This window comes from Adhaeribacter aerolatus (genome assembly GCF_007991635.1).
GTDB lineage: Bacteria > Bacteroidota > Bacteroidia > Cytophagales > Hymenobacteraceae > Adhaeribacter > Adhaeribacter aerolatus.
Genome location: NZ_BJYS01000001.1, coordinates 157,470 through 173,136, shown reverse-complemented (window position 1 = coordinate 173,136; position 15,667 = coordinate 157,470). Strand labels below are relative to the sequence as shown.

The window sequence follows — 15,667 nt, the reverse complement described above, 5'->3', positions numbered from 1 at the left end:
CTGCATACTTTACGGAAGCGTTTGAAAAAATAATAGAAAAACGCAAGCAGATTGACTAAATAAATTTTTTCGGCTATAGCGGAATAAATATTTTAATTAATCTGGAAAATTTTTAGAAAAATTTTATTTGTTTATGAATTTTATAACTAAATTTGTAAAGCAAAATATTATACGAATTAATAATCAAAAAGCTCTAAACTTTTTGATTTACCTTTTTATATTCATACTTGTAAATTAGTTTTGACAAATTGTTAAAGCTGGGCCATAAAATAGCAGTTTATTTCTGATTTACCTTTATATTGTTTTTGTTCAATATACGAGCTGATGAATATTGTTGATCTCCGGGTTCGAAATCTCTTTAAATTAATTATATGAAACAATTAGATGTACTCCTATTGGGGTGGGAATTTCCGCCTTTGGTAGCCGGCGACTCGGGTGTTGCTTGTTATGAATTGGCTAAAGAGTTAGCCAGCCAGGTAAATTTGTCTCTTATTTTGCCAAAAACCGATTCACAATACGTTCTAAGCAATGTAGAGCTAACCGGGTTAAACAATATTAACCTGCAGGATACGCCGGCTCCGGCTAAACCCAAATACCAGGTTTTCGGGCACCAGGCCGTTCCGCAGCCAGAAATTAAGCCTTACGGCGCACCTACTTATACTGGGCAAGAGGAACTGCAGGCACCTGCTTACGAGCAGCCGGGCGAAGCGGAGACAGTGGGCGAATTAGCCGGTAGTCAGGACCGTACCATTACTACCGAATCCGTAGAAGAGTTGAATATTTTCGGGCAAACCGATTTTAGCCAATTAGATTACAATACACAGGTTATTCATTTTGCCCGTTATGCTACCCGTTTGGCAGCGCAAAAGCATTACGATGTTATTTATGCTTACGACTGGATGACTTACTTGGCCGGTATTGAACTAAAATTGGTGAGCGGTAAATTGCTGGTAGTGCACGTAGCATCGCTTTGCGAAGAACGCGGCGGCCCCGATAGCAAAGGTTGGGCTTACGAAATAGAGAAACAAGCGCTGGAAAAAGCAGATTTAATAATTGCCCAATCCGATGGGTTAGTAAGTACCATTGAGGCACGTTACGATATTCCGGCTGCTAAAATCCGCAGTTTGAATAACCTGGATGAACCATTCCCGGCCGAATTAGTCGAAGAAGAGGAAGAAGAACCTACAGTTACTTCTGAACCAGCAGCGCCTACCGCAACAGCCACTTCAGTCGAAACTGCCACTACGCCAATTGCCGAGTCGTTGGATTGGCAGGAAACAGCCTCCAATATGGTAAACGTGTTTCAAAAGTTATTAGAAAAGCCAAATCTAGTTCAAAAATAATCCGCTATATCCCCCAATAATTAAAACCAGTAACATTAAAAAAGAGCCTTTCAGAGGCTCTTTTTCTGTTTAAGCCTTTATTAAACCAACTTTTACTCCTGCTATTATCCGAGGCAAGTGCCTTGTACCAGGTAGCGTTTTGGATAGCTTTATTGTTTAGAAAGTAAAAAGGCAACAAAAGTTCTACTGGTAGTTACCTGTAAGACTTTTTTTATACAATAGGTCCTTTCAAGATAGCTTAATTAAAAAATAAAATTATGAGGTTTGGATATCACTTGGAAATTGGCAGCAGCTTTGTCACCCTAAACCTTCAGGATTTGGTATAGCAAAAGTTAGCCCTTAAAAATTTATTGCAAATATATATTTAAACTTATTTTGGCAGGTTCGTATTAAGATTGCCCCACCGGGTAATAGAAATAAATAGAGGCAATATTTGTAGATTTGCCGGAATATTAATTAAAGACATTGCTACAAGCAACCAACATACACAAGTCCTACGGCGCGCTGCAGGTGTTAAAAGGCATCGATCTGACTATTCAGCAAGGAGAAGTGGTATCTATAGTAGGAGCCTCCGGGGCCGGTAAAAGTACGCTACTGCATATTCTGGGTACTTTAGACAGTGCCGATCAGGGCGAGGTTCGATTTAGTGGCCAACTGGTAAATAATTTTAACAGCAACCAACTGGCCCGTTTCCGGAACCAGCACATCGGCTTTATTTTTCAGTTTCATAATTTATTGCCCGAATTTACCGCCCACGAAAACGTTTGCTTACCCGGCTTTTTGGCCAATACGCCCGAAGACGAAGTAAAACACCGGGCTGCTAACCTGCTGAAAATGCTTAATTTGGGACATCGCCTCGACCATAAGCCTTCCGAAATGTCGGGTGGTGAGCAGCAGCGTACCGCAGTAGCCCGCGCCCTGATTAACTCTCCCGAAATAATTTTTGCCGACGAGCCCAGCGGTAACCTCGACTCGGCCAATGCCCAGGAACTGCACGAAATATTTTTCCGGCTCCGGGCCGAACTGAACCAAACTTTTGTAATTATTACGCACAACGAGCAACTTGCCAATATGGCCGACCGCAAGCTGGTAATGAAAGACGGTTTTATTCTGAGCTAAAAGCTGTAATATTTACTTGTAAAAAATATAATTGAAGTTCCTGTCTCCAAATTTTACATTTGCTGAATAATTATTTACAATAACGTTTTCTGAACAGCCGCCGGGTGGTGCATGCTTTGGTGGGCTTTTTGCTGATTAAAAGCTTTATACATTCTTTTCTGTAGTTCCAACCTAATACTTTCATCGCCTAAGATGGTGTAATATATAAGAACCTAATCAAGATTTTGAAAACCGGATTAATTGCGCCCCTACCGTATGTTTTAACCGGCAAGTAGCCTTATTAAAGCCATATAATTTTTAGTGAAAGCACCAATAATGGTGGCAAAGATGTAAAATGCCTGAAGTCCTAAAAAGGTCCTGAATTAGTTGCCATTATATTCTATCACCGATTTCTCATCTTTTATTCTTAAGCTGTTTTCTTATTTTGTTTTGTTTCGTATAAATCTATAAGAAACAAGTTAAAACTAAATATTTTAGCAATTTAAAACAGGTACAATAAACTTAGAAAAATAATTCTTTAAGAACAGAATTTAATTGATAAGTATTTGATAATCAATGTAATTATTTTATAAAAAAAGTACTCTTATTTTGCACTTATATTTAGTATATTACGTTTAAATATTATATAAGAAAAAAAGAGATGAATCAGGAAAATATGGATAACAAATTGGTTAAGAAGAACAAGATCGAGAGCTACGACATTGCGAAGTCTGACGAGACCATGCACCTGGCGATAGATCTGGCTAAGTTCATTAAAGAGAACAAACTGTATCAGAATATTCAGGGCAAAGAGTATGTAAACGTAGAAGGCTGGCAGTATGCTGGTTCTCGTTTGGGTATTCTGCCGGTAGTAGAGCACGTAATTAACGTGAGCACCGATACCGAGTTGAAGTACCAGGCCAAGGTTAACCTATTGAACCTGCGTACCGAGCAAGTAGTAGGCGCCGGCTTTGCTATCTGCTCGAATAAGGAACAAGGCAAGAAATTTTACCAGGAGTTTGCTATTGCCTCAATGGCGCAAACCAGGGCTATTGGTAAAGCTTACCGCAATATTTTAGCCTGGATTATCCGGGCAGCGGGTTATGAGCCTACGCCGGCCGAGGAAATGGATTATAACGGCAATGCACCCGAAGCCAAAGTAGAGCAGCCGGCAGTAGCGGTAGCCAAGCCAGCTATTAAAGCTGTGCCGGAGGAACCCGCACAACCAGTAGCTGCCGAAGCGCAGGTTTCTAACGGTGTAAAATATGCTTCGGCTAAACAAAAAGAGGAAATTATACGGTTGTTAAATAACCCGGTAATTACCCGTCAGGAGAAAACCAAAATGCTCCTGAACATAAATAAACTCGACGAAGAGCGGGCTGTGCAAGCCATTGCGAAGCTGAAAAAAGTAATTGAAGAGCGCGAAGAGCAATCAGCCGCTGCTTAAAAATATATCAAACCTATTAGTGTCTCCTGCAAACCCCGGCCCCTTAACGGCCGGGGTTTTGTTTTTACGGGCCGGTAAACAAAGCTATTGATGCATAGAATATTTGTTCTGGAAAGAACTGCCTGCTGTTTAAAATATTTACTAACCCGATTTTCTGCCTGATTTTTAATTTGACCCGCCGCAGACTTTAGCTCTCTTTCGCTTAACTTCGCCTTCGTTTAACAGGTGTATTGGTGTCGGAGATTAAGCAGCTTTTAAAGAAATATTGGGGTTACGAGGCATTCCGGCCTTTGCAGGAAGATATTGTGCAATCGGTACTGGCAGGGCACGATACACTGGCCTTGTTGCCTACCGGTGGCGGTAAATCTATCTGTTTCCAGGTGCCTGCATTGGCCAAAGATGGGCTATGTTTGGTAATTTCACCGCTGGTAGCCCTCATGAAAGATCAGGTAGCCCAGTTGCAACGGCGCGAAATACCGGCCGTGGCCGTTCATTCGGGTTTGCACAAGCGCGAAATTGATATTGCCCTGGATAATTGTGTATATGGCAACGTCAAGTTTTTGTATTTGTCGCCGGAGCGCTTACTTACTGATATTTTCCGGGAGCGGGTTACCCGCATGAACGTGAACCTGATTGCCGTAGACGAAGCGCATTGTATTTCGCAATGGGGTTACGAGTTCCGGCCGCCTTACCTGCAAATTGCCGAATTACGGGAATTATTACCCAACGTACCCATTATTGCCCTAACGGCCACTGCCACTGCCGAAGTTAAAGCCGATATTCAGGTGAAGCTACAGTTCCGGAACGGGAAAGTATTTCAGAAAAGCTTTGCCCGGGCTAATTTGTCATACTCCTGCCTCGAAACCGAAGATAAAATAGGCCGCTTGCGTGCTATTCTGCAAGGTGTGCCGGGGGCGGCCATTGTGTACGTGGGCACCCGCCGCCTGACCGAAGAAGTAGCCCGGCAACTGCGGCATTACCGGATTGCAGCGGCGGCCTACCACGCCGGCCTCTCGCACCAGGAGCGGCACCGGGTGCAAACCGAATGGCTGCAGGACAAAACGCCCGTAATGGTAGCCACCAACGCCTTCGGGATGGGCATTGATAAACCGGATGTGCGGCTGGTGGTGCACCTGGATATGCCCGAAACCCTGGAGGCTTATTACCAGGAAGCCGGCCGTGCCGGTCGTGATGAAAAATACGCCTACGCTACCCTTTTGCTGGGCCCAACCGATGCCGATACCCTGCGCACCAAAGTAACAGAAGCGCACCCGCCCGCAGAAACGCTGCGCAAAATATACCAGTGTCTGGCTAATTATTACCAATTAGCGGTAGGCAGTGGTGCTTTGCAGTCTTTTGATTTTAACCTCGAAGATTTTACCCGAACGTATAAGTTAAAAGCTCTGGAAACCTATTATGCGCTCCAGAAACTCCAGACCGAAGGTTTTTTGCAACTAAATGAAGCGTATTTTTCGCCATCTAAAATATTAATTACTACCGAGCACGAGGAGTTGTATAAATTTCAGGTAGCCAACCCCGAACACGACCCTCTGTTGAAAATGCTTCTGCGGATTTACGGGGGCAACGTGTATACTTCGTTTGTAAAAATATCGGAAAAATCCCTGGCTGAGAAGCTGAAAACCCCTGCGCAGACAGTAAAGAAAAGCCTGCTGTATCTGCACCAGCGGGGTATTCTGATTTACGAACCGCAACACGATCAGCCCCAGGTAGTTTTTACCACCCAGCGCTACGACGCGGCTGATTTACCGATAAACGTTAGAAGGTACAATGCTTTGCGGCAAAATGCGCAACAAAAAATGGAGGCCGTAATCCGGTACGCGCAAACCCAAAAAAAATGCCGGACCCAATTATTGCTGGAATATTTCGGGGAAATTTCAGATAAGGCTTGCCGCATTTGTGATTATTGTTTGCAGCAGCGGAAACGTAAACGGGCGCAGGCTATCCGGGATCAGCTGCGCAGCCAGATTCAGCAATTCTTGAACGAAACCAACCTGCACCCGAAGGAATTGGCAAACCAGTTGGATACCAAAGATATAGCCTATATTTCGGACGTAATTAGTCAGTTGCTGGAAGTAGGGCAGGTGCAGTACGAAGCCGACGGTAAATTAAAGTGGGTTAAGTAAAGCGGCAAAACCAGAGCACCGTAAACAAAAATACCCGGCTTCACTGGCCGGGTATTTTTAGGTAGTTTCATAATATACTTTTAAACCGTTTCTAAAGCGGCTACGCCCGGTAAGGTTCTGCCTTCCATATATTCCAGCAGGGCGCCACCACCCGTCGAAACGTAAGAAACATCGTTGCCGTAACCAAACTGGTTAACCGCTGCCGCTGAGTCGCCGCCGCCAATTAACGAGAAAGCGCCGTTACGGGTCGCTTCCACTACGGCTTCCGCTACGGTTTGGGTACCCATCGAGAAGTTCGACATTTCAAAAACACCCATCGGGCCGTTCCAGAGAATGGTGCGGGAGTTGCGGATTACCTCGGCAAATTGTTCACGGGCTTCCGGTCCTATATCCAGGCCCATCCAGGTAGCCGGTATATGGTGGTTGTGTTTTATATCAATATCGGCATCGTTGCTGAAGGCGTTGGCAATAATTGAATCTTCGGGCAGATACAGGTTTACGCCTTTTTCTCTGGCCTTGGCTATTAAGCTTAAAGCCAGATCGGTTTTATCGGCTTCGAGTAAAGAATTACCAATTTCACCGCCTTCGGCTTTGGAGAAGGTGTAAGCCATGCCGCCGCCAATAATCAGGTTATCTACTTTATCCAGCAGGCGCTCTATAATCTGTATTTTGTCAGATATTTTGGCCCCGCCCATAATGGCGGTGTAAGGCCGCTCTACGTTATCCAGTACCCGCCGGGCATTTTCCAGCTCGGCCTGCATTACATAACCAGTCATTTTATCATTCGGGAAAAACTGGGCAATAACGGCGGTAGAGGCGTGGGCCCGGTGAGCGGTACCAAAAGCATCGTTCACATACACATCACCCAATTTGCTCAGTTTTTCGGCAAAAGCCGCATCGCCTTTTTCTTCTTCGGGGTAAAAACGCAGGTTTTCTAATAATAAAATCTGGCCGGGTTTCAGGCTTTGCGCTAATTCGTAAGCCTCCGGTCCAATGCAATCCGGGGCAAATTTAACTTCGGTATTAAAGGTGTTGGCCAGGTGCGGAACCAGGTGCCGCAAAGAATATTTTTCGGTAGGGCCATTTTTGGGGCGGCCTAGGTGCGACATCAGAATAACCGCGCCGCCATCTTTTAATATTTTCTGAATGGTAGGTACGGCAGCCCGGATGCGGGTATCGTCGGTAATTTCGTATTGTTCGTTTAAGGGTACGTTAAAATCTACCCGAACGAGGGCGCGTTTACCGGCAAAATTGTACTGGTCGACTGTCTTCATAGTATTTTCGTTATTTTTGAACAGGTGGAATTAGCTTTTACGGGAAGCAGGGCAAATGTATAATATTTTAAGAAAAGAAGCTTTAGATTAAGCATTTTAGAGCAGAATCCGGCGTAACTGATTACGCCTTGTTTTACAAAGTTCTGTTTTTAGCTTAAAGGCTGGAGATTTACTTTTTACTTAAAATTAAAATCAGAATATTAAACTAGCAGGCACCCGAATTTTTCCTTATTCTCCGGTATAGCCGGAACTGCGTAAGTATAAGCCGGTAAGTACCAACTGGGCCTATTACATGGAAAAAAGAAATAAATATACACGGATGAAAGTAGGAATTATTTTCGGCGGAACTGGTAATGAGCGGGAAAGCGCTTACGCCGGCGGCAGAACCGTTTACGACAACCTGGATAAATCTATTTTCGAGGCCGTACCCATTTTTGTAGACAGCCTCGGTAATTTTATTCTGTTGGATTGGCCACATCTGTACAAAGCCGGCATCCGTACTTTCTATCCGCCTACGGAGGTATTGCCGGCATCGGTGCACCAGATGCCGGTTTATATCGAGTCGCTTGGTAATTTATCTTCGGCACACCAAACCGAAATTATTAGCCGGGTAGGCCAACAAATATATCCGGCCGATTTTAAAAGATATTTTGATTTTGCTTTCCTGGTTTTGCCCGATAATGCCGCCGGCTTAGATAGCTTACAAAGTGTGCTGGCCGAAAACAATATCCCAAATTCCGGTCCGGGCGCATTAACCGCAGCTATTAGTACAAATCGGTTGCGCCTGAAACAAGCGTTAACCCAGCTGGGCTTCCCGGTATTTCCGTATCGGGTAGTATCGAACAAAGACTGGGAAGCAGGAGATCAGCGGAAAGCGCTTTTTGCGCAATTACAGCAGGAATTAGGTTTGCCTTTCGTAATCAGGTCTACAAGTCAACCCGGAACTTTTGGGAATACCGTAATTAGCGATAATAATTTTGATCTGTTCTCGGAAAGTTTGGAACGGAGCCTTGGCCAGCATACGGTTTACAGGCAAAAATGGCAGGAACTAGACCTAACCGAACAATTAATCCAGATTTCCCAAATTACACATATCCAAACGGGCATTGGCTGGCCGGTGCGTACCCGAAATGGTACTGTCCTGCATCATCCGGAGCAGTTGCACAAGGTACTTAATCGGTTATTTACTGAAACAGACCTGCAGCGATTAACTTTATATACAACCGGTAGGGAAGAGGTTTTGGCTGTGGTGGAAGCCGCTTCGGCAGGAGTAAATTTTTCTTGTCTGGTAATGCGAGAGGCGGATGGTGAGCCGCTGGCTTTAGTGCCGGAAATAAGTTTGAGGAATGCAGAAGAGTTGGAAAAGCCGCTGGTATTTAATCCTGAAGAACAATCGAATAAAGCGCAATTGAATTTGGCGCAAATAACGGGAATCCGGCAGGAATGTCAGCGCATGTGCCAGTCGCTGGATTTTAAGGGGTATGTTGGCCTGACCGGTTTTATAGATGATGCCGGCAATATTTACCTGGATGCGGTACAGCCTACACCCAAAATGCTGTCAACTGCCCCGGTATTCCGGCAAGCCGCAGTTATTGGCCTGAATCCTACCCAATTTTTAACTTTTATTATCCGGCAGGCTGTAGCAATTAATCTGAAAACATTGCCGGATCCATCTTCAGCGCAAATAAGGTTAAACCAATTGGATGCTGCTATTCAGGAAAGCCACCAACAACGTCAGCACAAAATAAAGGTGGGCATTCTGATGGGCGGCGAATCCGAAGATGCCGACGAATTTATAGCGAGTGGCGGATATATTTACCAGTTGCTGGCGGCTTCAGAGAAATACCAGCCCGTTCCCATTTTCCGGTTAGGCCCAGCCGAACAGTTTCGGTATTATATTCTGCCGCTAAATTTGTTGTGTCCGCCCAAGGCCGAGGCTATACGGGATAAAATACTCCACGCTCCGGAAGGCCAACCAGATGATTTGCTGGAAGAAGTAAGAACCGCGGCCAGCCACCTGACCGCCACCTTTGCCGGACCTTTGCTACGCGAACCACAATTTATTTTTTTCGAGCATTTGCCTAACTTGGTAGATGCGGTATTCATTGCTTTACCCGAGCAGGAAGCAGCAACCGGAGAATTGCAGGCAGAGTTGGAAAAAATAAAGGTGGCTTATTCCGGTTCTGACTTATCGGGCCTGCATTTAGCCAAAAATATGGCCCGGCAGCAGGACGTAGGGCAGCAACAAGAATTTGCTGCAACGGAACGGAGCTTAGCCAAACCTGCTGATAGGGTGGTTGCTCAAACGGGATCGGCTGAACATTGGCTGGAAATAACCGGCAATTTGCTAACCCAATATTTACCCGATGGTCGCCTGGATTACGAAATATTCCAGACCTCAACCGTTTCGGACCTAACAGCGGTTAGCAACCAAGAAAAGGCAATAGAGGGTAGACCAGGTGTTTGTTTTTTACCGCTTTATAACCAGGACCAGAACGTAAACAAGTTCATCTTAAAAAAAGTAGAATCTGACTTAAAGAAAGCCGCTCAGGTTTTGAATACTCAAAGCTACGCCCAACTGCAGGTTTTAGTCCGGATAAAAGAAAGCCAGGAAGTAGAGACCATTATTCAGCGAGTTAATTTATTTCCGGTTCTTACTGCCATGTCCGAAATCTTGCAGGCAGCAGCCCTGCATGGCCTTACACCTGACCGTTTTATCGACCGCATGCTGCAGTTTGCCCTGGAACGGCGGCAAAAGAAAGTACATGGCCATCGGCATACCGAATTTTAGCCCGGTAATATTACCATTAGCTTAAACTTAAGAATATGGGGCTTTACAGGGCCGGTGATGCGGGTTATAAACAGGAGCGGGAAAACAGTTTTGGGAAGAAAGTTAAAATAGCGGGTAAAGCGCTGAGATATTATTACTTTTGTTCCCGGAATGCCGACCCGCGTGATTACCATTGTATTTTGCCGGTCTTATTCTGTTGAGGTTTATTCTAAAATTAAAATTATTTAAAAACAGTGTTTTTTAAAGCAAATACTTTGGGCGACGTAATTAAGCACATAGCCGTAATTATTATTATTATAGCTTTAATGTTGTTTTTCTTCTTTTTTGTGTACTTGCCGGCTACTACCAACCACGGCGAAACCATAACCGTTCCCAAAGTAGAAGGCATGAAGCTGAACGAAATTGAGGACTTCCTGGAAGAGCATTCGTTGCAATTTTATGTGAGCGACTCCAGTTATAGTTCCGAAAAAGAGCCGTTTACCGTAACCAAGCAAGATCCGCAGCCGGGCGCCAAGGTAAAAGTAGATCGTAAGATTTACGTTACCTATAACATGAAAACCGCTCCCATGATTAAAATGCCTAAGCTGGTTGAACTTTCTTTAAAAAATGCCCAGATGATTTTGAAAACTTCGGATTTGCAGGTGGGTAAAATAGAATACGTGCCGGATTTGGCACAAAACGCTGTTTTAAAACAACTGGTAAAGGGTAAAGAAATAGCAGCCGGTGCTCCCATTCCGAAAGGTTCGGCGGTGGACTTGGTAGTGGGCGATGGCTTAGGCAATGCGGAGTTCCAGGTGCCAAATGTAGTAGGTATGCCCGCCGATGAAGCCACTACTTTACTGGTGGGAGCCGGTTTGCAGATGGGAGCCGTACAATATATAACAGCCCCGAACGGTGAGCCCGAAGGCACCGTTGTGCGCCAACGGCCTATCGCAGCGCCGGGCGCCAAAATACGGGTAGGCGAATTGGTAGATATTTGGGTAGCAGGTTCTAATCCGGCCCCGGCAATTGAATAATTCTGTTTTACAAAAGAAAAAAGAACCCGCAGTAGTATGCCGGCTAAAGGCGTAAATAGCTTTAATTGGAGAATGGCAGCAATATTAAAGCATTTTATCCGTAAAAATATTAGTCTGAATATTTTTTGCTTATTGCCAAATTCTATCATCCGTAAGATGCCAAAGTTCTTAATAGGGCTCTTCTGCTCGCTGGGTTTTGTTTTAAATAGTTGGGGGCAGGTAATTACGCCTTTAGCATCTTACCCGATCCTGCAATCGGTTAAAGCTTCGGTTACCCGTAATGCCCGTACCCAAGCCACCGGCGATACCCTGGCCTTGCCTTTTTTTGATGATTTTGCCGGCTACACCGGGGCCCCGAGTGCAAATTACTGGCAAAGCGGGGGCGGCGTTTACATCAACAACCAGTTTGGGGTAAATCCGCCCTCTGTTAATGTAGCTACTTTCGAAGGCGTAAATGCGGCCGGACGGCCTTACAGCGCCACGGCTACTTATGGCTACAGCGATACCCTTACTTCCAAACCAATTCGGTTAAATGGCCTTAATCCTGCTACGGAAGCGGTTTACCTCAGTTTTTACTGGCAGGCCGGCGGCCTGGGCGGTTCGCCGGAAATTAATTCGACCAGTCAGCCTTCTTTTTTGGAGTTAGAGTTTAAAGACCATAGCGGTAACTGGCAGCGGGTATGGCAGCAATTGGGAGCTAACCAGAAAACTGAATTTAACCGGGTAATATTACCTGTCAACAATGCCGCTTATTTCCACGCGGGCTTCCAGTTTCGGTTCCGGCAATCGGGGCTGCAGCGCGGCACCGGCGATACCTGGAACCTGGATTATATTTACTTAGATAAAAAACGCGACCCGGCGGCACCGGATCTGCGCGATGTAGCTATTAGCCAGAACCTAAATTCGTTACTGAAAAGGTATACGGCCATGCCGGCCTCGCATTTTTTTGCGCAGCAAGTAGCCGAAACAAACGATTCTGCTTTTACCCGCATTAATAACTTTAATAATCTTTTTGCGCCAATTGCCTGGCGGGGGTACGTAAAACCCATTAGCCCGGCAGCGCCTGCCGACACCTTCTTGCGGGGCAATGCCGCCATAGAACCGGTGGTGCGGCAATATTTAATAAACGGCAAACCCAACCCAACTGCCATTGGCACTACCGGCAATGCCCTCGAAATTAAGCATTCATTGTTCCTGAGTACCCGCGAGTCAGATGCCCGCCTCCGGCAGAATGATACCGTTTCCCGGATAACCGTTTTAAGCGATTATTTTGCTTACGACGATGGTACCGCCGAAACCAACTTCTCGCTGAATAATTTTGGAACCCGCCAGTTGGCTTACCGTTTTGATGTAAACATGCCCGACCGGGTAGTGGCTATTCGGGTATACCTGACCAAAACCAACGTACCCGGTGGCGTTATAAATTTCCGGGTGTGGAACGATGAAAACGGGAAGCCGGCCGGTGCCGCGGCAGCGCAGAAATCATTTACCATTCCGCCCATCGATTCTTTAAACCGTTTTTATGAAATTGCTTTTGCTACGCCGGTAGCCGTAACGAACCAGTTTTACATTGGCTATAGCTTAACTTCGGCGGTAGCCGAATTTGTGAACTTTGGTTTTGATTTAAACGAAGAAGCACCCGGCCGGATAAACTACAACAATGGCGGGGGCTGGCTTACTTTCGAAGACGAACGCGGAGCTTTGCTCATGCGCCCGGTTATGGGCAATGTTTTATCCAGTCCGGATGACCCCGAAGACCCTGCCAATCCGCCGGCCCCGGAGACCGCTTTAAAAGTATTCCCGAACCCCAGCGCGGGTTTAATTAACATAGAAGGCCTTTACCAGCAGGTTTGCCTGACCGATCTGGCCGGCAAAGTTATTTTCTGTAAAACCAAAGCAGAAGCCGGTAATCAGCTAAACTTAGGTAACCTGGCCAAAGGCATGTACTTGTTGCAGTTTACCCAGAAGAATATTACCCGCACCAAAAAAATAATATTAACCCGATAATTATTCTTTTACTATTATGGCAAACGACATAACGCCCGCCGAGCTGAAAGAGCGCCTGGCGCAGGAACCAGATTTAATCGTAATAGATGTGCGGGAGCCGTACGAATACGCCGAGCAGAATATTGGCGCCCTGAATATTCCGTTAGGAGCCTTACCCACCCGCCTAGACGATTTAGAAGATTACAAAGACCAGGAAGTAGTTGTGCATTGCCGATCCGGCGCCCGGTCTGCCTCGGCCAAGGCCTTTCTGGAGCAGCAAGGCTTTAAGAATGTCCGGAATTTGACGGGTGGTATCCTGGCGTATAATGCTTAAGAGCATGGTTTGAAACCAGCATTCCGCGTCTGTACTTGTGTTGTGCAGTAGAAGAGATGTAAAAACCTCACCTAGCCCTCTCCTGGCGGAAAGGGCAGGGTGAGGTTTTAAAGCAGCGTATAAGTGTTCTTTTTTATCTTTAATTGCTGATAAAACTGATACTATTACCGTCTTTGCTGCTGGAATAATTACTTTGATTCAGCTTATAACAAACCTTTACCTGATTACTAAAGGGGTAGGTGAGAAGCACAAAATAAAAATCAATAGAGCTACACAGCCTAGAACTTTCCGGCCCGTTGAAAGAGGCCGCTCATCGGGTGCCGGTGGGTGAAATATTCCTAAAAACCGCGATAGTAGGAGTCCGAATAATAGCCACCCCGGATAACCGTGTAAATCTGGGAACAGCCAGGCCAGGCCAAACTGCACGGCCATAACTACCCCCATCTGCATAAAAGCATACTTTACATGCGGCACCGTACGCTGAAATACCAGGAAAAGGTAAAAGGCATAAGCCGGGTAAAGCCACTGGGCTGTTTCCATGGGTACATAGGGTGATAAAATGCCGAGCCCGGCATAGAAAATAAAAACAAAAAACAGAACCGGAGATAACCGGTTGAAATTGCGGTACCCGATTAAACCGTACAGAATATGGCCTCCATCCAACTGCCCAATGGGTAACAAATTAAGTGCAGTGAAAAATAAAGATAAGTAGCCGGCGAACAGTAAAGGGTAATGAATTATCTCGTACTGGTTTGGCAAAAGCCGTGGATCGGCTACATAATTTTCAAAAAACAGGAATAACAGGTTGTCGCCCAAAGTAATCGTGCCTAGGGTATTCTGATACACGTATTTAGGGTAGTCTAAACCATATTGCTTGTAATCCGGGTGAATCTGGAATATATATTCGGGCTCGGGCAAATGGGTAAAGCCGTAATACAGCAGCGGCAAAGCCACCACAAACCCGGCCAGCGGACCGGCAATGCCCACATCAAAAAACTCTTTCTTCGAAAATATCCGGTCTTTAATCCGGATAAATGCCCCCATGGTACCAATAGTAGACGTAAAACCCAGCCAGATTGGAATGTAATAAGGCAGCGTTACCCGTATTTTGTAATACCGCGCCGTAAAATAATGACCAAACTCATGGCAGGTCAGCACAAACAGGAACGGCAAAGAAAAAAGCAAGCCGCCTTGTAGCCGTTGCCAGTCTATTCCCTGAACCAGGCTATATTCCTCATTAAGCCCAAAAATGGATCGCCCGTAAAGCCATTCGGCCCCGGCAATGGTAGTGGTAAGTAAGGTTAGTAAAAATAAAAAAATATGCAGGGCGTACCCCTTTGCTTTTTTATAAAGCATCTTTAAAAGCCTCGTTTATGGTAAGGGGAGGCGCCAGAAACAACGTGTGTAATCCTACGGTTTTCGCCCCCTCGATGTGTTGGATGCTGTCGTCGACAAAAAGTGTTTCGGCTGCCTGTAAATTATTCTGGGCCAGTATCTGCTCAAATACGATGGCATCGGGCTTGCGTTGCCCTATCAGGTGCGAATAATACGTTTTCTCGAACAGCGCGTCGAGGCTCGGAATAGTAAACTTATCGGCTACAAGCTGGGTGAATTTTACCAGGTGAATGGCATTGGTGTTACTCAGCAAAAACAAACGGTATTTTTTACCGAGTTCCCGCAACAGGGCAATCCGCTCTTTCGGTATATCCAGGAGCAAAGCATTCCAGGCGGCATCTATTTCTTCGTCGGTGGCTTCTATCTCGTAATGTTGCCGCAGGCCATCGCGGAATTCAGTATCCGAAATACGGCCGGTTTCGTAGGCATCGAACAAAGCCGATTGCTGTTGTTGGGTAAACTCCAGCACCTTACCGCTTTTACTTAGTTTCTGAAAGGCATCCAGCGCTAACTGAAACCGTATATTAATAATAACGCCGCCTAAATCGAAAATAATATTTTTAATGCCGTCCAGTAGCATAGGAGTCAAATTTATTCTAAAAAGGTTAAGTATTTGTTTGGAAAATGCGGTGCAAATATGTAAAATTGCACCTCCAAAATCAAAGAGAACAGAAATTCTTTTTGACGGGCCTATAGCTCATTCGGTTAGAGCAACTGACTCATAATCAGTAGGTGCTTGGTTCGATTCCAAGTGGGCCCACTTCATAATCAAGCACTTACATGAAGCAATTCGGTAAGTGCTTTTTTATTTACCTGCCATTTAACTAATATTAAGGCTC

The 15,667-nt window shown here is 45.4% G+C and carries 11 protein-coding genes and 1 tRNA gene; 9 read left to right on the top strand and 3 right to left on the bottom strand.

What is annotated here, in order from left to right:
* Positions 1–371 precede the first annotated feature (371 nt).
* The 4 genes from AAE02nite_RS00800 to AAE02nite_RS00785 all read left to right on the top strand — a co-directional run bounded on the left by AAE02nite_RS00800 (position 372) and on the right by AAE02nite_RS00785 (position 6,032).
* Positions 372–1,343 (top strand): glycosyltransferase, encoded by a 972-nt coding sequence (locus AAE02nite_RS00800; protein WP_146894530.1) that lies wholly within the window; start codon positions 372–374, stop codon positions 1,341–1,343.
* A 465-nt stretch (positions 1,344–1,808) separates the two neighbouring features.
* Positions 1,809–2,462: an ABC transporter ATP-binding protein gene (locus AAE02nite_RS00795; protein WP_146894529.1), complete on the top strand. Its 654-nt coding sequence runs from the start codon at positions 1,809–1,811 to the stop codon at positions 2,460–2,462.
* A 640-nt stretch (positions 2,463–3,102) separates the two neighbouring features.
* Complete coding sequence (locus tag AAE02nite_RS00790) at positions 3,103–3,888, top strand: hypothetical protein (protein ID WP_146894528.1); 786 nt, start codon at positions 3,103–3,105, stop codon at positions 3,886–3,888.
* A 233-nt stretch (positions 3,889–4,121) separates the two neighbouring features.
* A complete protein-coding gene (locus tag AAE02nite_RS00785; protein ID WP_146894527.1) occupies positions 4,122–6,032 on the top strand; it encodes a RecQ family ATP-dependent DNA helicase in 1,911 nt (636 codons plus the stop codon).
* Positions 6,033–6,112: 80 nt separating this feature from the next.
* On the opposite strand, the gene AAE02nite_RS00780 is transcribed toward AAE02nite_RS00785, so the two are convergent.
* Positions 6,113–7,306, bottom strand: a complete 1,194-nt coding sequence (locus AAE02nite_RS00780; protein ID WP_146894526.1) for a phosphoglycerate kinase — start codon at positions 7,304–7,306, stop codon at positions 6,113–6,115.
* 319 nt (positions 7,307–7,625) lie between these two features.
* On the opposite strand from AAE02nite_RS00780, the gene AAE02nite_RS00775 reads away from it, so the two are divergent.
* The 4 genes from AAE02nite_RS00775 (at position 7,626) to AAE02nite_RS00760 (ending at position 13,433) form a co-directional block, all read left to right on the top strand.
* Complete coding sequence (locus AAE02nite_RS00775; protein ID WP_146894525.1) at positions 7,626–10,097, top strand: D-alanine--D-alanine ligase; 2,472 nt, start codon at positions 7,626–7,628, stop codon at positions 10,095–10,097.
* Between the two features lie 233 nt (positions 10,098–10,330).
* Positions 10,331–11,113 carry a PASTA domain-containing protein gene (locus AAE02nite_RS00770; protein ID WP_246150706.1) on the top strand — a complete coding sequence of 261 codons (783 nt, stop codon included), beginning with the start codon at positions 10,331–10,333 and terminating at the stop codon, positions 11,111–11,113.
* Positions 11,114–11,269: 156 nt separating this feature from the next.
* Positions 11,270–13,120 carry a T9SS type A sorting domain-containing protein gene (locus AAE02nite_RS00765; RefSeq protein ID WP_170252494.1) on the top strand — a complete coding sequence of 617 codons (1,851 nt, stop codon included), beginning with the start codon at positions 11,270–11,272 and terminating at the stop codon, positions 13,118–13,120.
* Between the two features lie 16 nt (positions 13,121–13,136).
* On the top strand, positions 13,137–13,433 hold the full coding sequence (locus tag AAE02nite_RS00760; protein ID WP_146894523.1) for a rhodanese-like domain-containing protein: 297 nt from the start codon (positions 13,137–13,139) through the stop codon (positions 13,431–13,433).
* A 216-nt stretch (positions 13,434–13,649) separates the two neighbouring features.
* Here AAE02nite_RS00760 and AAE02nite_RS00755 read toward each other — a convergent pair whose 3' ends face one another.
* Both AAE02nite_RS00755 and AAE02nite_RS00750 read right to left on the bottom strand, forming a co-directional pair.
* A complete protein-coding gene (locus AAE02nite_RS00755) occupies positions 13,650–14,789 on the bottom strand; it encodes a site-2 protease family protein (RefSeq protein ID WP_146894522.1) in 1,140 nt (379 codons plus the stop codon).
* Positions 14,779–15,408 (bottom strand): HAD family hydrolase, encoded by a 630-nt coding sequence (locus AAE02nite_RS00750; RefSeq protein WP_146894760.1) that lies wholly within the window; start codon positions 15,406–15,408, stop codon positions 14,779–14,781. The genes AAE02nite_RS00755 and AAE02nite_RS00750 overlap by 11 nt, the downstream gene beginning before the upstream one ends.
* Positions 15,409–15,514: 106 nt before the next feature.
* On the opposite strand from AAE02nite_RS00750, the gene AAE02nite_RS00745 reads away from it, so the two are divergent.
* Positions 15,515–15,588, top strand: a tRNA-Ile gene (locus AAE02nite_RS00745).
* The last annotated feature ends 79 nt before the right edge of the window (positions 15,589–15,667 follow it).

Bases quoted from the DNA above. Each gene is read 5' to 3' on its own strand.
- AAE02nite_RS00790 (WP_146894528.1), top strand. From the start codon at position 3,103: ATGAATCAGGAAAATATGGATAACAAATTGGTTAAGAAGAACAAGATC.
- AAE02nite_RS00765 (WP_170252494.1), top strand. From the start codon at position 11,270: ATGCCAAAGTTCTTAATAGGGCTCTTCTGCTCGCTGGGTTTTGTTTTA.
- AAE02nite_RS00760 (WP_146894523.1), top strand. From the start codon at position 13,137: ATGGCAAACGACATAACGCCCGCCGAGCTGAAAGAGCGCCTGGCGCAG.
- AAE02nite_RS00750 (WP_146894760.1), bottom strand. From the start codon at position 15,408: ATGCTACTGGACGGCATTAAAAATATTATTTTCGATTTAGGCGGCGTT.
- AAE02nite_RS00780 (WP_146894526.1), bottom strand. From the start codon at position 7,306: ATGAAGACAGTCGACCAGTACAATTTTGCCGGTAAACGCGCCCTCGTT.
- AAE02nite_RS00800 (WP_146894530.1), top strand. From the start codon at position 372: ATGAAACAATTAGATGTACTCCTATTGGGGTGGGAATTTCCGCCTTTG.
- AAE02nite_RS00775 (WP_146894525.1), top strand. From the start codon at position 7,626: ATGAAAGTAGGAATTATTTTCGGCGGAACTGGTAATGAGCGGGAAAGC.
- AAE02nite_RS00755 (WP_146894522.1), bottom strand. From the start codon at position 14,789: ATGCTTTATAAAAAAGCAAAGGGGTACGCCCTGCATATTTTTTTATTT.